Raw genomic sequence first — 17,653 nt, forward strand, 5'->3', positions numbered from 1 at the left:
CAACCAGATGCGGAAGCAACGCCACGATGATCTCCACCCGGGCACCCAACCCGAACCCTCAGTGAGCACGACTCACAAAATGTGTGCCAGAGCCAGTTTTCAGGCGGAGCCGACACGGGCACCCCAAGGGGCTGCCCGAGAACCCCGGCCAGGTCAAGGCCAAGCCGCTACGCGGTCGCCTTCGGCGAGCCTCGACCCGACCGAGAACCCCGGGCAGGAACATGCCTGCCCGACCGAGGAGACCCTGCCCCACCGCACGGCCCGCTTGACAACCGTCATTGAGACTCGTCCGGTAGGGCGCTCCACCTTGTCCCCGTCCGGGGAGGCTGGACGGTCTGGCGACTGCCCGACGAGGAGATCCGCCTCAGTGTCAAGCGGGGCTCGACCCAAACCGTCTTTGGGGCCAACTCCGAGCGACAGGTTGATGAGGTCATCAGCGCTTGCTGGCCACCCGCTGCTAGCAGACGGGGTGACCGAGGCCGGGACGATCTGAGGGTATGTTGCACTTCAATGGCTCTCATCTTCATCGCGCTTGTGCTGCTAGCGCTGGCTTGGCCGCTGGTGGCGGTCGGTGCCGTTGTGCTCGTGATACTTGCCGTGCTCGCCCTCAGGGGCGACCAGCTCCTGCGGGATAGGTCAAGGGCGCTGACGCGGGCGGGAGGGTTGCTGACCGTTGGGGCGGCGTTGACGGCGATCGCCGCCTACGGTCATGGGCTGGCGGCGACCACCTTTGGGTTGATGACCGACGCCGACGACCGGTGCGCGCTGAAGCGGCCAGAGGGCTATGACTACCGCCATGGTGCCCCGGCTGGTGGATCGCACAGCATGTGGCCGCTGCATGACACCACGTGCGGCCCCGATTTGGTGCCCGGTTTCGTCAATCCCTTGGTAGCTGGGTCGGTAGTGCTGTTCGTGGCGCTCGCGATGATCATGACCCTTATGAGGGTCAAGTCTCGTTAGCGTTTGTGACCGGCGACGTGGTGGCCGTGACGGGCCATCCACGGGCCAGTAACCGCGGCGCGCAGCGGTCATGAGCTGGCACGAACGGCATTCGGCTCTGCCGCCGGCCGCCAGGCGTTTCGGGCATCACGACCCGTTGAGCACGCTCTTCCAAACTGACGGTGCGAGCGCCACTGGCCCGGTCTCGCCGTGCCCGTTGCGTGCCCGTTGGGATGGACGACGACGGTCAACGGCGGTCAGCTCCTGGACGTGACGGCCAGCGTGGCGAGGCAGGTCAAGCCAGGTCGCTGCCCTGCGAGTTCCGGCCGTATCCACACTTCCTAAACCGCCTGCTGCGGTCGCTGGGGCGTGTCACCGTCCCGGGGACCAAGTGGGGACCACACGGCCTGCGCGATGGTGCGCGGCACGACGTCGGCCGCACGGCCTGATCTTGGGGATAGCGTGGGTGACGTGCGTGGACGTGTGGCGAAGCGTCCTGGGGGTCAAGGGGTCGTCGGTTCGAATCCGGCCGTCCCGACTGGTGTTCACCAGCGGATATAGAAGATCATATGTGATCTTGCGGTAACGCTGGCGGTGACGGAGATCGCTTAACGTGGGCTGCATCCCCCGATCCCGTTACTGCGGGGGTGCAGCCCCGTGGCTGTCTACAGCTACCGCCTCGCCAACGGCCAGACCCGCTGGTTCTTCATCATCGACCTCCCGCCTGACGCGGATGGTCGTCGTCGCCAGCACAAGCGGCAAGGGTTCCCCAATCAGGCCGCTGCCCTGAGGGCGGAGCAGGACGCACGCGCCGCCTACGGCGGAGCGGACCTCGGCGCGGACGGCAGCGTCGCCGCCGAGCTGGAGAGCTGGCTCAACGAGCGCGAGCTGGACGTCCAGGAGACGACGCTCAGCAACTACCGGGACGTCATCCGCTGCTACGTAGTCCCGCACATTGGCGGTCGGCAGCTCTACGCGCTCGACAAGCGTGTCCTTCATGACCTCTACAAGAAGCTGCTGAAGAGCGGCGGCAAGAACGGCGGGCCGCTGTCGCCGACCACCGTCCGCATCGTGCACCGGATCATGATGAAGGCGCTGGCCGATCTCGGGGTCAACGTCGAGGGCGTGCGGCAGCCCCGGCAGGCCGAGCGGGAGACGATGGGGCGCAAGGGCGTCTGGACGCCGGCGCAGTCGGCGAAGTTCCTCAAGTACCACGCCGACCACCGGCTGCGTGCCGCGTGGGTGCTGGCGATCGTTGTCGGTGCCAGGCGTGGGGAGCTGGCTGGTCTCAAATGGCCGCGCGTCGATCTTGATCGCGGCGTGCTGCTGTTGCACTGGCAACGCACCACGACCAGCAACGGGGTGGTGGAGAAGGCGCCCAAGGGCAAGAGTAAGAGGGCGGTAGCGCTCGGGCCGGCCCTGATTGCGGAGCTGCGTGCCCACCGGGAGCGCCAGGTCCTGGAGAAGGCAGACGCTGGCGTCCTGTATCACGACGGTGGTTACCTGTTCTGCCGCGAGGACGGGGAGCCGTACTACCCGAAGTACTTCACCGACCAGTGGGCGAAGGCGTGCGGGGATGCTGGGGTGCCCGTGATCGCGTTGCACGACGCGCGGCACACCTCCGCTACCACCGGCGCTGACGCCGGTGTTCCCGAGCACGTGATGCAGCGGCGGCTTGGTCACGCTGACAGCCGGACGACGCGTGAGGTCTACACCCACGTACTGCCGGAGAGCGAACGGAAGGCCGCGGAGCTCATGGAGGCAGTACTCGGCGACGCAGCGACCTGGTCGCCGCGGAATAGCTAGACCGAAGACGCTGGGTCACGCCCGACCGCAGTACTTCTGGCTGCGGAGGTTGCCGGTGAGGGAGCCCGATGTCCGACCGCCAGCTCGGGCATCGGCACGGTAGCCAGCGGCTGTGGCCGTTGCCGTTACCCGTGGCGGTTGCTCTCACTCGGCAACGCGCCGAGTAACCGGATGATCGCATCGTGAGGGCTGACGCCGGTATCGGCGTACTCACGACCTCAGGGGAGGGCGGCGGACAATGTCAACGACCACAACTGGCGGACGCAAGCCGGGCCAGGCGCTAAACCAGGTCTGGACGATCGAGGCGGTGCGGGAGCTCGGCGTCAGCACCGACGTGGAGACCGCCGGGGCGATCCTAGGAATCGGGCGCACCAAGGCCTACGAGCTGGCCAAGACCAACAAATTCCCGGTACGCCTTCTGCGCGTCGGCCGGCGGTACCTCGTGCCCGTACCGGCGATCCTCAAGCTGCTTGCTATCGAGTAGCCGGCCTGCCGCCAGCCAGGCTGAGAGCCCGAGACGGGGAGTCGCTGCACGGCCCGGGATCGACCGGGTTGGTGCGCCGACAACGCCAAGGGACCGACGGCGCGCACGGTGTGAGCCGGCGTGCCGTCGGTCAGCCGTGTGAGTCGTTACGGTCCAGAGCGCTGGGACAGCGCCAATGAACTCCTGCCCCGCGGTGCGCCCGATCGATCAGCGGGGCCAGGTTGCGAAGCGTTGCCGTAGCTGCACTACGTCGGCGCGAGTGAGCTGGTACGGCACGAATGCCTCGTCGGGCATCCTGTCCAGGCGCCGACCCACTACTGGAACGTCCTCTGCCTCAAGTCCGGGGTCAACGCGGCGGGCCATGGCCAGCAGCTGGGCCGGTGTGTACTGGTCGAGCACTGCGGCCACATCGACGTAGTCACGCTCGCGGGCTCGTCCCACGAGCGCGGTGACTTTCCAGGCGAGCAGGTCAGCCAGGTCCATGACCGGGCCGACATCCATCACCACCGGAGCATGGAGTCGCGCCTGACAGGACAGGCTCAGCCGGACCACCTTGTTGCCCCGTTGAATCTCCCATTCCGTCATGTGGTCGTCAAAGCCGTAGATCACTGCCGACAGCTCGCTGTCGTCGGCGACCCGTGATACCTGGAAACCAGCTTCGAGCAACGCCGTCTCCACGGCCTCGGTCGCTGCGGCGACTCCGTCGGCGCGGTCGGTGAAGGCATCGACGTCCTCGGTCGGCCGGTCGACGACTCCGTGCAGGAGCAAGGCCAGTCCACCGCCCAGGGCAAATCCGTGCCGCTTGGCTACGGAGAGCGCGACCCGCGCGACCTCGACGTGCTCTGGGTCAGGGTGAGGCATCAGGCTGCGGCCGAGATCTGGCGCAGCACCGCATGCCGGTCCTCCCATGCGTGGCGCACACCCCGCGGCAGGTAGAGATCGTTCCATACCCGGATCAGGGTCGGACCGTCGAGCCAGGCGCAGAGTTCATCAACCCGCACCGCTTCGGTCAGCACGACCTCGTAAAGGGCGTTGCGCGCCCACTCCTGGTCCAGGTTGACGCTGCGGTCTGGCCGCCAGAGCAGCCGGTGTGGCAGCTCCACGACACCACTGGTCGGTCCGTGCAGGGCGGCAAGATCGTCTACGACCACGGCGGAACGGCCCGGCCGGGCTAGATACCGCCGGACGGAACGGGTCGAAGTGGCGCCCATGCGTCGAGGGTAGCGCCTCGAACGGGTAAAGGCGGGATGCTGCCGATGCCAACCGGGACGCCGTCAACGGCGGTCGGTCATTGGCGCCGCCTCGGCTCGTCGGCATCGCGACCGCCGCCACGGCGCCGACTCGCTAATCATGGCCGCGCAGCCTCTGCTACAGGGGGTCGGTCAGCCAGCGCTGCTGTCGTGGCACGATCAACCTCAGCGCTGCCCGTTGACGCCACGGACGTGGCCGCGCGTTTGCCAACCCGCGGATCCGCACGTCGGCGCAGAGCTCGTTCGTCGATTCCACCGCCGCCAGCCCGAACGCGTTCTCCCCGGCGGCCGTCCGCGCCTCGTCGCCAAAGTCGTCGAGCAGATAGTCCTCGCCGGGTTCCCGTCACCGCGGAAGGTCAGCGTGGTGGTGCCGACCCGAGCCTCGTATCCCACTGCGCCTCGCTGGGCAGCCGGAACGACAACAGCTTGAGCAGGTCGTCTTCGAGCCGCGCCATGCAAGTGTCCGCCTCGGCGTACGGGTCCTCGTGCTCGGGCAGCCAATACCGGAGCGCCACTGTCAGCGGGTGCCGGGCGATCAGGAACGGCTCGACCCGCACCTCGCGTATCGGCTGTGCGTCCCCGGCGCCAGCGACGGACGGCTCGACGGTGTCCTCGACCTCGCCGCTGCGCTTGATGGCGCCTATCACGTCCAGTTCCGCGTGGGCCAACCACCACCCCGCCGGGTGTCCTCGACCGCGCCTGGTCGAGATGGCGGCCCATGGCCATATCTTGCTCCCTGTCGCGGGCAATTCCGGTTCGCCGGCCGCTGCGGACACACATGTCCCGTCCGCGTTGAGTTGGCACCGTCCGGTATGACTTGGCACGAGGTTGGCACTGTCCGGGTTGAGGTGGCACGTCCGGTACGGTGCTGTCCGGTCTCAGCGAGGTTTGAGGGTTCTCGGCGAGTTGACAGGCTTCCCGATGAGTGTGCGTGTATTTGGTCTCGACCGGCAGTCAGCTGTGTGCCGATCGGGCACTACGGCGCGGCGACTGTTGCGGCAATGGCCGCGTACTTGCGGTCCGGGCGGTCCGGGGACTGCTGCTGCAAGCGCTGAAGTTCGGTGAAACCAGCCTTTGCCAGGCGGGCAGAGAATGTGTCTACGGGCCAGCGGTATGCCGTGTGGACCTTGTGGTCGAACGCGGCCACATCGTCGTCGCTGTCGAAGAAGCCGATCACCAGGTTCCCGGAAGGAGGCAGCATCCGGCGGAACTCGGCGAGTACCGCATCCAGCTCCGATGGCGGTAGGTGGATGGTCGAGTACCAGGAGAGGATGCCGGCCACCGAGTGGTCGGGAAGGTCCAGGTCCGTCATTGATCCGAGCTGGAACGCCGGCCCGGGAAAGTGGGTCCGGGCGTAGCCGATGAACTCAGGTACCAAGTCGACGCCGGTCACGTTGGCGCCGAGCGAATGCAGGTAGGCGCTCCAATGCCCGGGGCCGCAACCGAGATCGAGCACGGCGCCGTCCAAGCCGACGAGGTGGTCTCGGACAAGGGCCGTGTCATCCACGTGGGCCTGCCAGTCACCATCGAACAGGGCGATGTACTGCTCGGACATGTGCGAGTAGGCGTCGCGGACCGGCTGGTTGCTCACGGCGCCACTCTAAAGTCTGCCCGCGTTCCGCCCCGAACCCAGTACGCGTCCGGGTTGAGGTGGCACGTCCGGTACGGTGCCGGGGTGCTGCGCGCGGTGCCGGGCCTGGGTGGGCCGCTGACGGCTGAGTTCGAGGTCGGCCACGTCGGCGCCGAGGGATCGGAGGTCCGCACCTCCTTGATCGACTCGGCGGGGGTGCTGTTCGAGCTGGTCAAGCCGGTACGCGGCTTCCCGTCGTACAAGCGGCAGCGCAACTTCCCGGGCTTGTGGTGGTCGTCGACGACCGGCGCTCACGTCGGGTACGAGTCGTGGCTGGAGCGCGATCACCTGATGCTGCTCGACTTCGACCCGGCGGTGGCCGGGATCGCGTCGCAGCCGTTCTGGCCGCCCGTGGGCACCAGGTCACCGCCGATCCGCGACCGCTGTCCCGCCCTTCAGCGGTGTCACGCTGCCTGCCGCGACCGCCTCAGCCGGCTCAGGTCGACGCCGTAGGCGAGCGCGATGGTGAAGGTCAGCGCCGCGCCGGCCCAGGCGGCCCACCAGAACAGGAAGCCGCGCAGGTCGAGTCCATTGCCGTTGGCGAGCATCGGGTCGTACGGCGGAGGAAACAGCCGGTGGAAAGCAGGACCGCCGAAGAGGAAGATTGCCCCGGACACGATCATGCCGCTGGCCACGAAGCGCCGCAGGGACCGCCTGCCAAACTCTCGCTGCCGCCGGATCAGGTTGGCGACCAGGCTCAGGCCGATTGGTCCGCCGAGGACGAGAGCCCCGCAACCGATGAGCGTCGCTGTCCCGTACGTCACGGACCGATGCTACTTCCGTACCTGACCGTGATCGAACGCAGGAACCAGGATGGCCGGCGGGTCACGCTCGTGCACGGTGGCGGCAGGCCAAGTGTGGACGCTGCAGCCCTGCCGGTGCGGCCGGACACCGATGTGCTGGGGTGACCTTCCGACCTCGGAACGCCTGCAGGGGACGTAAAGCAGCGGCGAGGCAGCAGGAGGGCAGCACCAACGTCGGTCGAGTCTGGTCCATGACGTCAAGCAATGCGTACCAACGCGTGCTTGTCGACCCAGCATGGTACGGCCCAACACCGGGCGGTAGGTTGAGACCGCATCCCTCCAGCGGGGTCAACCGGGGTCGCCAGAGGAACGGCTGTCGACAGCAACGTTGCCGGACGGCGGCACTCTGCCGAGCGCTCGCAGAGTACTCAGGTCTACGCCAATGCTCGTCCCGGACCGCACGGAACTCCGCCCGCCGCGCTCGGCCTGCTGGCGGCCTCCGGCCGGCATCGGCCGGCTCAGCGGGCCAGACTGCCCGGCCGCGCTACTCCGCTGGGTTCGCCGCAATGAGTAGGTGGCCCCACTTGCGCTGGGACCAGCTCAGCAGTCCAAGAAGGAAGACGACGGGACCTCCTAAGGTCCACAGCACGCCGACCTTCTGGCTGCCAGGGAAGGAGACAACTTCTGCGACCAGAAGAACTCCGACGACGGCTACCAACGCGCCCGTCGCAGGCTGTAGCCATCGCGGTAGGCGGTTCGAGCGGCTCTTATGTAGCAGATACTCCCCGTACTTGCGGGCGGCTAGGGATACCTTGGGATCCGGCGCTGACTTTCCCTCCTTCGCTCGCAGTACGGCCTCGCGTCGCTGCTGGGCACTCACCCGACGCCAATCGGTGCGGGCCTGCCGTCGCTGCTGCCAGGTTAGAACGAATAGATCATCACGCACGTCTGGGAGGGTAGCCGGTTCAGACCAGCAGGCAGCACGAGAATGGCCGTGCCGATTGCGTAGGTGGTCGTCCGCCGCCGTGGTCCCGGCAATCGCTGCCGCACCGCTTCGCGGTTTGCCACCGAAGTACGTGGTTCAGGCGCGCGACAACCCGGCGCCACTGCAAGCCGCCCCGGCCCGAAGGCCGGGGCGGAAAGCCGTACGACGCCGGACGACCGCGCCCAGGGCGAGCCGTGCCAGCCACGTGCCATAAGCCGGTGCCGTAGGCGGTCACTAGAGGTCAGCACCGGTCAGCGTTACCCCGCCGCCGACCAGGCACAACAGACAGACCGGGACAGCCGGATACGATCTTCCAAAGTGGCGGTGCCGTTGGTCGGCGGTCAGGGCAGCAGCGCCCGAAGCCGGCCTATCCCTTCCAGCACGTCGGCGCGATGCTTGCCTTCCTTGATCCATGCGGGTAAGCGCTCGACAAGGGTTTGGCTCCCCATGTCTCGGCCGCGCTCCCGCAATCGAGCGGACACGTACGCCTCCAGCAGGTCCAGATGCTCGGCGTTGTATGCCCAGAGCACCCGCCCGCGGCAGTCGACCGAAAGCCAGAGCGGCAGTCCGAAGTACGGGTCATTCGGGCCTGAGAAGTCAGGAAGTGTTCGCGCGTTGTCGCCTGCGCGGCGAGGAGCATCCCAGACGCCAGTAAACGGGCACCCGAGACAACTGAGCCGACGACGCAGCCAGACATGATGCCGGGAGCCGGCGGCCGACTCAGGATCAGGAAGGACCGAAGCCCGCCCGGCACAGCGTGGGCAACGGACGAAGATCGCTCCAGCGGCCAAGCCACGCAGCCAGTACTTTGGGTCGCGGAAGCGTCCCGCGATCCCTGTCTCGGCTGCTGTCATAGATCAAACCGTACAGCCATCCGTACAGCCAGGCCGACCAACATCGGTCGTGAGCGGGCGACGACGGTTAACAGCTCACGCAGGTCAACGGTGAGGAGCGACGCCGGCCGACAGAGCGCTTGATCTTTGCGAGACAGAGTTCGGAGCGCTAGCCGCGCCCGCAGCGCATCATCTGAGAGTCAGCGAATCGTCAGCGAACGCCGTACCGCGTGCCGGCCCTCGATCATGCTCGACGGCACGACCGATGCCTTTGACCGCGCGGTACGGCACTTGATCACACTCGCTGTTACGTCAGGTCACTTCCCCCGCCGACGGTGGTCGCTGAAGCGCTGGCCGGTGCCGGTAACGGTTCCGCTCACCGGGGCGTTAACGGCCAAGCGTAAGGCTCGTTGCCGTGAGCACCGAAGGCAATGCCAGCGCTTCTGGTCAGGCTCGGCACCGTGAGCACCTCAGCCCCGGCCGCCCCCACCGGATCTACCCTCGGCTTTCGAACGAGGAGTGGGCGCTGGTCGTTGAGGCGGCCCGGCGAGCGGGTCTGACGCCAGCGGGATACACGGCGCAGGTGGTGGTCGGCGCAGCGCGCGCAGAAGAGCCGGCCACGGGCCTGACCGGTGATCTGCGGGAGTTGCAGCGGGAACTGTTCGCCGCTCGCCGTGCGGTGAACATGTTCGGCTCCAACGTCAATCAGGCTGCTGCGGCCGTGAACTCGACCGGGGAGCTGCCCGGCTGGGCCGTCGAGGCGGTGCAGTTATGCGCGTACGCCGTCGCCCGCCTCGACCAGGTGACGGCACTGATCGACCGGCGGCTGCGGTGATCGCGCGTGTCCACCGTCGCGGCGCCCGCGTTGGTGGGTTGCTGCGCTACCTGTACGGGCCGGGGAAGCAGGAGGAGCACGTCGACCCGCGGTTGGTTGCGGCGTGGGACGGTGCCGGGGAGTTGACCGATCTGGAGCCGGAGATCACTGCCTCGGGTAAGCGGGACTTCCGGAGGTTGACCGCTCTCCTGGAGGAGTCGGTTCGCGCGGGGATCCGTGCGCCGGCGAAACCTGTGTGGCATTGCTCGATGCGGCTGGCGCCGGAGGACCGCGATCGGGTGCTCACCGATGGCACCTGGGGGCGCATGGCGCGGGAGATGCTCATCGAAGCGGGACTCGCCACGGAAGCGGATGACCCGGGCCTGCGGTGGGTGGTGGTGCGGCACAACGACGACCACGTCCACATCGTCGCCACTCTCGTGCGTGAAGACGGCCGTACGAACTGGGCCCGCAACGACTACCGCAAGTGCGTGAAGGCCACCTACAACGTCGCCCGCCGCTACGGCCTGCGCAGGCAGGTACCCCCGGCCGACCGCACCGCACACCGAAGGCCCCACCCGGTGGAGGTCAACAAGGCCCGCCGCAAGGGCTGGAGCGACACCCCTCGCGACGAGTTGCGACGGCGGGTCCGCACCGCCGTCGCCGCAGCCGGCAGCGAGCTGGAGTTCCTCGACCGGCTGGCGGAGGCAGGGGTGCTGATCAGAGTGCGTCGCAGCACCATCAACGCCGATGAGATCACCGGCTACGCCGTCGCGCTGCCTGGCGCGGGCACCGGTGACGGGCAACCAGTGTGGTTCTCCGGTGGGCGACTCGCCCCCGATCTGACCCTGCCGAAGCTGCGCCGCCGGTGGGGCGACCCGCCGCCGGCCGCCGGCCTGCCGTCGGGAGGTCGGGTCACGGCCCGCGCCCAAGCTCTACGCGACGCCGCTGGCGTCACCCAGGCGGCGGCGGAAGAGATCCGTCGCAGCGCCCGTGAGGATCCCGCAGCCGCCCAAGCCGCCGCTACCGCCGCAGCCGACGTGCTCACCAGCCTGGCGTACGCGAGAGAAGGCAGCCTGCGTGGGCCGTTGCACCGGGCGGCGGAGGTGTTCGACCGCGCCGCACGTCACATGTATGCAGGGGCCGCGCGCACGACGTCCCTGTCGTACGAACTGAGGGCGATGTCGCGGCTGGTAGCGCTCATGGGCCGCATCGCCGCAGACGAGGACTCGGTCGCCGCGATGGCGCTGGTGCTCGACATGGCCCGGCTTGCCGACGCGCTGGAGCACCTCCGCACCGCTCAGCAGCGACTGCACCAAGCGAAGGCAGCCCGGGACGCAGCCCAGCAACTCCGAGCCCTCACCGCCGGCGGGGAGCGGCCGGTAACGACGCCGCTCACGGTGGCGGCAACGCCCAGCCCGACAGTGGACAGTGCCCGCCACCCCCCGCGGGCTCGGTAACGGAAGGAGCCCAGCATGATGCAACCGCAGCACGATGACCCGGTCGACGAGGCCAGACAAAAGGCGATGCAGTTCTTCGGCGTCGTCTCTACCCTCAGCGAAGCCGTCGCCCGCTTCGCCGCAGTGAGCATCCAGCGCAAGGCCGCCGAGGAGGAACGCGCCGCCGGCCGGGAGCGGGCCGCCGAAGCGGCCAGCCGCGCCGCCGCCCGGCTCGGCGACTCCGTCCGTGCCGACCGGGAGCGACTCGCCCGCCGAGTCGACGGCTCGTGGCTGAAGGACGCAACCCTCACCGAGGTGGCCGAGGTATGGCGTACCGCGACGGTGCACGCCGCCGCCGGCGACCCCGTCGCTCAGAAGCTCGCGGGGCTCGCACTGGACCGCCTGGGCGAGTTGCACCCGCAGTGGCGGGCCGCGTACGACCGGCAGCGAGCGGCTGGAAGGTCCGCTCCCGACGCTGCCCGCGCCGCGGCCCACGAGGTCTGGGAGAGCGAAGCGGCGAGGGCCGGTGCCAGCGGCAGGGCGGCGCGAGCGCACGGTGGCCCCGAGGGCCCGAAGCTGCGCGCCGGCGCAAACGGGAAGGCGCTACCCGCCGGTGGGAAGGCGCTCAACGACCTGGACGCCGCCGTACGCGCTGAAGCAGGCCGGCTGCTCGCCGACGTCAGCCCCGAGGCGCTGGACCGGCTACAGCGTGACCTGCGCTCCAGCGGCCGAGCGCCGGCGGCGGACGGCCTCGGACTGGCACGCCAGTACGTGAGTCAGACCCGCAAGGCAGGCGCACTGACGCCGGTGGTCGCCGATGCCACCGACCACGACTTGCTGGCACGCGCGAACGAGGAGCGGGCGCGGGCCCACGCCGCCGCCGGGACACCGGACTACCCACGCACCGCAGCCGACGAACACACCGAGGGGCTCGTCGTGGCCGCCAAGCACTACGGCTCGGCGAGCCACGACGAAGCCACAGCCCAGCAACGTCGCCTGGGCGAGACCTTCGCTCCGCTGGTCGTCGGCGGAAGGGTGGACCCCCTCGTGGCTGCCAAGCGGCCGGCGACGGTGGTACCGGAGCGGGTCCGGGCGGTGACGCGATGACCAGCGTGGAAACCTCAAGTCCCTTCGGCGAGGTGGACGAGACGACAGAGGACCTCGCAGCCCAGGTGGCGCTGTTGACCAGGCAGGTCGCCGAACTTCAGCAGGTTGTCGCCGACCGCGCGGCCAGCGACGGGGAGGGGCAGCCACCGGTGTACGCGACCGTCGAGGAGTGGGTCCGCGACTACCTCCTGCCGGGATTTCCCCGACCGGTCGGCGAGGTTGGGCTGGTGCGGTGGCACTGGTGCGAGCAGTGGTGGCGCCACGACGAAGCCATCACCCGGCTGACCGCCTTGTGGTACGGCTGGGAACACGCCCGGCTCGAGATGACCGGCATGCTCGGCTGGCTGCGCGAACTGGACCACCACCTGCCGATGCTGCTCGGCCCCGACGGGCCATTCCGCTCCTGCGCCCCCGGCATCGACGGCAGCACTGCCCGACACAGGGCGCCTACCGTTGCTGCCTTCGAGCAAGCGCCGGAACAGTGGTGGGACTGGTGGGATACCAAGTAGGCACAGCGGCCTTCCTCTACCCGCTGCTCCTCCACATTCGTCCTGGCGGCACGGAACTGGGGGTCGAACGGTCGACGCCGGGCACGGCCTCGGCCGTCTATCGTCGATTAGTCCACGTTCCCGGAGGTAGCGCCATGGCCGAAGCCCAGCCCGCTTCGTATCGCCGTGCGGCGCTATTCGTCGACTTCGAAAACGTGTACATCGGTTTGCGCAACTCAAGCCCCGACGCGGCTACGGCGTTCGCCACTGACCCTGGCCGTTGGGTGCGGTGGATGGAGCAGGATCTCGGCCCATTCCGGGTCGACGACGACGAAGTCCCGCGGGTGCTGCTACGCCGGATCTGCTACCTGGAGCCGAGCCATTCCGGCAAGTTCCGTTCATACTTCACTCGGGCCGGGTTCCGGGTCGTGGACTGCCCGTCGCTGACGAGCATGGGCAAGAACAGTGCCGACATCCACATGGTGCTCGACATCCTCGACACCCTGACCCACCCGACCCGGTTCGACGACTTCGTCGTCCTGTCGACCGACGCAGACTTCACCCCCGTGTTCATGCGGCTGCGGGAGCACGACAGGACCTCGGCGATGCTGGTGAGCGGGCCGACCGCCGCCGCGCTGCAGTCGGTGTGCGACTTCGCGATTCCGGACATCATGTTCATCGAAGAAGCCTTGGGCCTGAGCCCGTCGCAAGCCGGAGTGGACCAGGTCCGCACTCCCGTGCCGCAGCCACGCGCGACTGCTGCTGCGTCGATCGACCGTGACAGCAACAGCGTGCGGAACCGCCTCGAGGCGGCGGTGCGGCAGCTTGTGGCACAGTCGACGACACCGGTCGACCTCGCCTCCGCAGCACACTACGTCCGCAAGACCGTGGGCCGGGAGGCGACGACAAACTGGGCCGGGGCGGGCGGGTTCAAGCAGTTCGTCGCGGCGATCCAGAGCGACACTCTGGTGCTGGAGCCGCGCCACCCCGGCTGGCTGCTCGACCCGGCCAGGCATGAGCTGGTCCAGCCCGCGAGCGCGCCGGAGATCGCCGAACGAGTGAGCCGGGTCGTCGGAGCACCGCTGATCGGCACAGACGCCTACCAGGCACTGTTCCGGTCGATCGTCGAAGAGGGCCGTGCCAACCCCGCCTTACCACAGGCGCAGGCGGAGGAGGTGATCCGTGAGGCGTGCGGCCGGCGGGGACACACGGTCACGAGGAGCGCGATCCACTTCGTGCTCATCGGCCTGAAGTACAGCGGGGTCGACTGGCGGGACGCACGACACGACGCGGCGAACCTCGCCTCGGAGTTCGCCGGTAACGTGCTGCGGCTGACGGTCAACGCTCGGATGGAGTTGTCGGAGGCGGAGCGGGCCGCGGTGTGCGCGTGGATCCAGGACGAGCACTGAACCACGCCAAGCCCGCCCGCCGCCACTATGAACTCCGACCAGATCCCAGTGCGCTGTCATCGGCACGACCGCGCACCCGCCACCCTTGGACGGCGGCTGCCACCCGTGACGCACGGTCAGCGGCAGATCCGTGCACCGTTGTCATGCGAAGGACTGCTCGGCGAAGCTCATCCCGGCGCGCTCGGTGGAGGTGAGTGCCTGCCGGGGGACGTGTTGCGGCGGCAACCGCAGGTACTGGGTGTAGCCAACCGCTCGGAGGCGGAACTCGAAGTTCTGACCCTCGATGTGCCACAACGGTTCCGGGTTGCTGTCTGGGGAATCAAGCCGGTGAACGTCGGCGATCTCCATGACTTCGTGAAGCGGGCCGAGTCTGCCGTCGATGTTCCACGCCCGTTCGAACACGAGCGTCGCGGGCGCGATCCAGAAGGTGAAGTTTCGGTCTCGTCCTGCAGGTTGCACCCACCACACGATGTAGTCGAGGTCCAGCAGCATCCTGGCGGGCGGAAGGGTGCCATCCGCGTACTCGCGGATGCTCACGGCATGGACCCGGCAGTCATGCCATCCCATGCCCGGGAAGTCGGCGTCGGTCCAGGTCGCCTTGGTCAGTCCTGACGGGGGGTGCGGCAAGGTGAACACCGGGTCAGTATCCGCGACGGCGCGCTTTCATCGGCAAAGTCGCGCGGTCAGCGGCATGAGCGGATGCACCATCGGTTCAGAATCCGATCGAGTTGAAAGGCTCGGGATCGGTGCGGAAGAGTCGTGAAAGGGTGGCCAGGGCATCCGCTTCTTGTGGGCGGATCTTGCCGGCGCGAGCCAGGGCGGCGGCGGACATCCCCCCGAGGTAGAGCGATCCGAGTGCCTGTATGTCCAGGGTCAGGTCCGTGGCGCCATCAACGCGCCGACATTCGGCTTCACCTTTGCTGATCTCAAGTTCCCACGTACCGATGTTGTGGGGGCACTCTGGGTCTTTCTCGACGGTGATCCTGAGGTAACCGTCGGTGTCGTAGCCGCGGCTGGTCAGGGCTTTGGGAAGGTCGAGGACTCGTACCCAGAGGTTGTCCGACTGCCGCGTGACGCGCATGGCCCGCGGGTTGCGTAGCATCCAGCGCAGAGGCTCGTCGGCCGGTCGGGCCGGGGCGACGACTTTGCGCGTGAGGTCGAAGTCAAGCAGCAGGGACCACATGGCTCGGTAGGCCTCATCGGTGAGCGCCTCCAGCGCTTCGACCACCAGCACGCCGACCCCATCGGGGTTTGTCGACCACGGCAGGCGATAGTTCGCGATGCCATCCACCTGCCCTGCCGCGTCGCGGTGGATAAGGAATCGCAGCGGCCCGTCGGTGCCATTGGCCTCATCGGACAGGCCCGCCCAGCGGCCCTTGGGTGCCGCGATCTCGCCGACCCGTGCCCGTCGCACCCTGTCAAAGATCCCGGGCCACACCTCCCGCGCTGTCGCTGCATCGACCAACTCCAGGCTTCCCAGGTCAGGATCGGCGTCGACAAGCCGGGCGGCCGAGCGTTCCATCTCCCAACGGGTGCGCAGCGTCGCTGGGGAGAACCCAAACCGCCCATAGATGCTGCCCTCGCTCGCGCTGAGCTCGGCGATCGCCTCACCACGCTCAAGGGCATCGGTGAACATCGCCTGCATCATGCCCCGCAGCAGGCCTTGCCGCCGATGAGTGGCGATGACGCCGGTGCCGGTGACGCCACCCATGGGCACCACGCGCAGCCCTGGAGCTGTCACCTGGAGCGACAGCATCGCCGTGGCCCCCACCACCTTGCCGTTCACGATCGCCGCTTGTGGTCGGAAGGTTTCGTCCTTCATCAACTCATCAGCCCACGACTCCAGCTGCTCGCGAGTCGCTGGCGGACGCGGACACGGCCAAGCCTCCGCGCCGCCGTGCCACGCTGCGGGGTACGGCTCCCAGCTCGGTAGCCCGTTTGCGAACGGCAGCGCCCGCAAATACTCGACAACCTCGTGACGCTCGACAGGACGAATCTCAGTCACCACACGGCCCATCCCTCCAGGAAGGGGGCCAAGCACGCAACCGAGTTACGGAAAAGCAACCTCACCAGCGTCCCCTCATCGGCAGTTCCGGGCGCCTGCCGGCGTGCCGACCGTGCTCACGTTACGTGACGCGCGGATCGCGGCAAAGTAGTGCGTGTGCATTCGTCTCGCCGAGCCTGCCGCCGGTCAGGGAAGCCCTTACGCGATCGGCTCAGGCTGGGTGGTCGGGTGGCCGGTCCAAGGTTCTCCGCGGCGGGCGCGTTGTGCGCTACTTCCCGGCGGCAGGTCGAGAACGTCGATCAAGGTCGGATCTTCGTCCACGACGTGGTGGAGGTGTCCGATCCTGCCGGTGCTGCTGTCCGCGTCCGTGGCGCCGATAAGTTGCCAGAGCCCGTCGTCAACCTCGTTGCTCACCAGCAGAACAGGTTCGCGACGCTCGAAGACCTCGATGGTCTGGATGCACGTGGTGCCCACCAGCCAGTGCCGCATCCACCACGCGCGTCGATCATGCCGCATGACGTGGTCCGCAACCCACCACACGAACGGCAGATCCTCATGGGATCGAGCCTGATCTGCGGTCAAATCCGGGCCGCCCTGTGGTACCCGCTCGAACGGCTCGTCGATGAGTGAGAACGCATGACCGTCCTGGTGCTGGAACACGACGGCGTGGACCGTGCCGCCACCTGGATTGCCGGCACCGATCCCGATCGACAGTCGGGCGACGTGGGGCTGCGACCGCGTGGTCCAGCCGAACGCGTACGAGGCCAACTCGCCGCGAGGCCCGACGAACTCGCCGAATGCGCGGCGGTCCATTCCCGCGCCCTCGCCCTCGGCAGTCGGCACCTCGACGAACGAACCTTCCAGCACCTGGACATCCACGTGGCCAACCTAGCCGAACTGCTAACCGGCTGCAGATGCGACAAGACGTCCAACGCGCCCTGGGCCTGGAACAGACTGCGGCACCGTCAGCGGCATGAGCGTGCGTCTACCGCTGGAGGTGCGTACGAGGGCCACGATCGTCACGAGGCGGCGCCGTAGCCCGCATCATCCGTCGTTGGTGCATCATGGTCTCTCATGTTCCTGGATCAGCGGCATTTTCCCTTCCTGGCCGATCTTCGGGCACGGTGGGAGGCCATCCGGGATGAGTGCCTTGCTCTGCCGCGGAAGACCTATCAGCCGTGGGTGCAACGCGAGATGTACGGCCAGGGCTGGAGCGTGTACGGGCTTGTCGCCTTCGGGGAACGGATTGAGGAGGCGCTCGAAGCTTGCCCGAACACTGCCTCCGCGTTGACGAAGGTTCCTCGCCTGACGACCGCTGGGTTTTCTCGGATGGCTCCTGGCACCCAGATCAAGCCACATCAGGGGTGGGTTACGACCGTTTACCGTGCGCATCTCGGGCTGGTCGTGCCGGAGGACTGCGCACTGCGAGTGGGCGACGAGACCCGGCAGTGGCGCGAAGGTAAGACCTTTGTCTTCGACGACACCGTCACGCATGAGGCGTGGAACTACGGCTCCAGCGACCGCGTCGTGCTCTTGTTTGATTTCGCCCGTCCTGGCTACGAGGGCATGCCGCAGGACGAACTGCCGGCCTCGGTGGCAGGCTTCGTACGACGCGGTGGATGAGCGAGACACCCCCAGCGCATCTTCACGGCCCTGCATCGAGGCCCCCGACCTGGACGTGGCGCTCAAGCTCGCCGCCGAGGGGTCGAAGGCCTGCAACC

The 17,653-nt window shown here is 68.1% G+C and carries 19 protein-coding genes; 10 read left to right on the forward strand and 9 right to left on the reverse strand.

Annotated elements, in window-relative coordinates; all coding sequences use genetic code 11:
* The first annotated feature begins 510 nt into the window (after positions 1-510).
* The 3 genes from ABZ573_RS23500 to ABZ573_RS23510 all read left to right on the forward strand — a co-directional run bounded on the left by ABZ573_RS23500 (position 511) and on the right by ABZ573_RS23510 (position 3,229).
* Positions 511-960, forward strand: a complete 450-nt coding sequence (locus tag ABZ573_RS23500) for a hypothetical protein (RefSeq protein WP_151453103.1) — start codon at positions 511-513, stop codon at positions 958-960.
* 636 nt (positions 961-1,596) lie between these two features.
* On the forward strand, positions 1,597-2,745 hold the full coding sequence (locus ABZ573_RS23505; RefSeq protein ID WP_151453104.1) for a site-specific integrase: 1,149 nt from the start codon (positions 1,597-1,599) through the stop codon (positions 2,743-2,745).
* A 238-nt stretch (positions 2,746-2,983) separates the two neighbouring features.
* Complete coding sequence (locus ABZ573_RS23510) at positions 2,984-3,229, forward strand: helix-turn-helix domain-containing protein (RefSeq protein ID WP_151453105.1); 246 nt, start codon at positions 2,984-2,986, stop codon at positions 3,227-3,229.
* A gap of 207 nt (positions 3,230-3,436) precedes the next feature.
* Here ABZ573_RS23510 and ABZ573_RS23515 read toward each other — a convergent pair whose 3' ends face one another.
* The 4 genes from ABZ573_RS23515 to ABZ573_RS23530 all read right to left on the reverse strand — a co-directional run bounded on the left by ABZ573_RS23515 (position 3,437) and on the right by ABZ573_RS23530 (position 6,070).
* Positions 3,437-4,090, reverse strand: a complete 654-nt coding sequence (locus ABZ573_RS23515; protein ID WP_358120935.1) for a nucleotidyl transferase AbiEii/AbiGii toxin family protein — start codon at positions 4,088-4,090, stop codon at positions 3,437-3,439.
* Positions 4,090-4,440 (reverse strand): hypothetical protein, encoded by a 351-nt coding sequence (locus ABZ573_RS23520; RefSeq protein ID WP_358120938.1) that lies wholly within the window; start codon positions 4,438-4,440, stop codon positions 4,090-4,092. Before ABZ573_RS23520 ends, ABZ573_RS23515 begins: the two co-directional genes overlap by 1 nt.
* 395 nt (positions 4,441-4,835) lie before the next feature.
* Positions 4,836-5,126 carry a hypothetical protein gene (locus ABZ573_RS23525; protein WP_358120941.1) on the reverse strand — a complete coding sequence of 97 codons (291 nt, stop codon included), beginning with the start codon at positions 5,124-5,126 and terminating at the stop codon, positions 4,836-4,838.
* 329 nt (positions 5,127-5,455) lie between these two features.
* Complete coding sequence (locus ABZ573_RS23530) at positions 5,456-6,070, reverse strand: class I SAM-dependent methyltransferase (protein ID WP_176733883.1); 615 nt, start codon at positions 6,068-6,070, stop codon at positions 5,456-5,458.
* A 54-nt stretch (positions 6,071-6,124) separates the two neighbouring features.
* Here ABZ573_RS23530 and ABZ573_RS23535 point away from each other — a divergent pair, with 54 nt between their 5' ends.
* Positions 6,125-6,562 carry a hypothetical protein gene (locus ABZ573_RS23535; RefSeq protein WP_358120945.1) on the forward strand — a complete coding sequence of 146 codons (438 nt, stop codon included), beginning with the start codon at positions 6,125-6,127 and terminating at the stop codon, positions 6,560-6,562.
* Here the strand turns inward: ABZ573_RS23535 and ABZ573_RS23540 are convergent.
* Both ABZ573_RS23540 and ABZ573_RS23545 read right to left on the reverse strand, forming a co-directional pair.
* Positions 6,514-6,873 (reverse strand): hypothetical protein, encoded by a 360-nt coding sequence (locus ABZ573_RS23540; protein ID WP_327027829.1) that lies wholly within the window; start codon positions 6,871-6,873, stop codon positions 6,514-6,516. The two genes, ABZ573_RS23535 and ABZ573_RS23540, sit on opposite strands and share 49 nt — an antisense overlap.
* A 1,305-nt stretch (positions 6,874-8,178) precedes the next feature.
* Complete coding sequence (locus tag ABZ573_RS23545) at positions 8,179-8,691, reverse strand: hypothetical protein (RefSeq protein ID WP_358120948.1); 513 nt, start codon at positions 8,689-8,691, stop codon at positions 8,179-8,181.
* Between the two features lie 394 nt (positions 8,692-9,085).
* On the opposite strand from ABZ573_RS23545, the gene ABZ573_RS23550 reads away from it, so the two are divergent.
* The 5 genes from ABZ573_RS23550 (at position 9,086) to ABZ573_RS23570 (ending at position 13,927) form a co-directional block, all read left to right on the forward strand.
* Positions 9,086-9,505, forward strand: coding sequence for a hypothetical protein (locus ABZ573_RS23550; protein WP_358120951.1), 420 nt, complete (start codon positions 9,086-9,088; stop codon positions 9,503-9,505).
* Between the two features lie 38 nt (positions 9,506-9,543).
* Positions 9,544-10,944, forward strand: coding sequence for a relaxase (locus tag ABZ573_RS23555; protein WP_358120955.1), 1,401 nt, complete (start codon positions 9,544-9,546; stop codon positions 10,942-10,944).
* Between the two features lie 15 nt (positions 10,945-10,959).
* Positions 10,960-12,030 carry a hypothetical protein gene (locus ABZ573_RS23560; RefSeq protein ID WP_358120958.1) on the forward strand — a complete coding sequence of 357 codons (1,071 nt, stop codon included), beginning with the start codon at positions 10,960-10,962 and terminating at the stop codon, positions 12,028-12,030.
* Entirely contained in the window at positions 12,027-12,539 is a 513-nt protein-coding gene (locus ABZ573_RS23565) for a DUF4913 domain-containing protein (RefSeq protein WP_358120961.1), read from the forward strand. Before ABZ573_RS23560 ends, ABZ573_RS23565 begins: the two co-directional genes overlap by 4 nt.
* A 134-nt stretch (positions 12,540-12,673) precedes the next feature.
* Complete coding sequence (locus tag ABZ573_RS23570) at positions 12,674-13,927, forward strand: NYN domain-containing protein (RefSeq protein ID WP_358120964.1); 1,254 nt, start codon at positions 12,674-12,676, stop codon at positions 13,925-13,927.
* A gap of 141 nt (positions 13,928-14,068) precedes the next feature.
* On the opposite strand, the gene ABZ573_RS23575 is transcribed toward ABZ573_RS23570, so the two are convergent.
* The 3 genes from ABZ573_RS23575 to ABZ573_RS23585 form a co-directional block, all read right to left on the reverse strand.
* A complete protein-coding gene (locus ABZ573_RS23575; RefSeq protein WP_151452508.1) occupies positions 14,069-14,563 on the reverse strand; it encodes a hypothetical protein in 495 nt (164 codons plus the stop codon).
* 76 nt (positions 14,564-14,639) lie between these two features.
* Positions 14,640-15,749, reverse strand: a complete 1,110-nt coding sequence (locus ABZ573_RS23580; protein ID WP_225851895.1) for a GNAT family N-acetyltransferase — start codon at positions 15,747-15,749, stop codon at positions 14,640-14,642.
* Between the two features lie 381 nt (positions 15,750-16,130).
* Positions 16,131-16,811, reverse strand: a complete 681-nt coding sequence (locus ABZ573_RS23585; protein ID WP_151452510.1) for a hypothetical protein — start codon at positions 16,809-16,811, stop codon at positions 16,131-16,133.
* A gap of 195 nt (positions 16,812-17,006) precedes the next feature.
* On the opposite strand from ABZ573_RS23585, the gene ABZ573_RS23590 reads away from it, so the two are divergent.
* Positions 17,007-17,555, forward strand: coding sequence for an aspartyl/asparaginyl beta-hydroxylase domain-containing protein (locus ABZ573_RS23590; protein WP_358120969.1), 549 nt, complete (start codon positions 17,007-17,009; stop codon positions 17,553-17,555).
* Positions 17,556-17,653: the final 98 nt, after the last annotated feature.

It is taken from the genome of Micromonospora sp. NPDC007220 (assembly GCF_040634035.1).
Taxonomy (GTDB): domain Bacteria; phylum Actinomycetota; class Actinomycetes; order Mycobacteriales; family Micromonosporaceae; genus Micromonospora; species Micromonospora reichwaldensis.

Coding starts and splice junctions, on each gene's coding strand:
- ABZ573_RS23500 (WP_151453103.1), top strand. CDS start 511: ATGGCTCTCATCTTCATCGCGCTTGTGCTGCTAGCGCTGGCTTGGCCG.
- ABZ573_RS23510 (WP_151453105.1), top strand. CDS start 2,984: ATGTCAACGACCACAACTGGCGGACGCAAGCCGGGCCAGGCGCTAAAC.
- ABZ573_RS23515 (WP_358120935.1), bottom strand. CDS start 4,090: ATGCCTCACCCTGACCCAGAGCACGTCGAGGTCGCGCGGGTCGCGCTC.
- ABZ573_RS23520 (WP_358120938.1), bottom strand. CDS start 4,440: ATGGGCGCCACTTCGACCCGTTCCGTCCGGCGGTATCTAGCCCGGCCG.
- ABZ573_RS23545 (WP_358120948.1), bottom strand. CDS start 8,691: ATGACAGCAGCCGAGACAGGGATCGCGGGACGCTTCCGCGACCCAAAG.
- ABZ573_RS23560 (WP_358120958.1), top strand. CDS start 10,960: ATGATGCAACCGCAGCACGATGACCCGGTCGACGAGGCCAGACAAAAG.
- ABZ573_RS23565 (WP_358120961.1), top strand. CDS start 12,027: ATGACCAGCGTGGAAACCTCAAGTCCCTTCGGCGAGGTGGACGAGACG.
- ABZ573_RS23570 (WP_358120964.1), top strand. CDS start 12,674: ATGGCCGAAGCCCAGCCCGCTTCGTATCGCCGTGCGGCGCTATTCGTC.
- ABZ573_RS23580 (WP_225851895.1), bottom strand. CDS start 15,749: ATGAAGGACGAAACCTTCCGACCACAAGCGGCGATCGTGAACGGCAAG.
- ABZ573_RS23590 (WP_358120969.1), top strand. CDS start 17,007: ATGTTCCTGGATCAGCGGCATTTTCCCTTCCTGGCCGATCTTCGGGCA.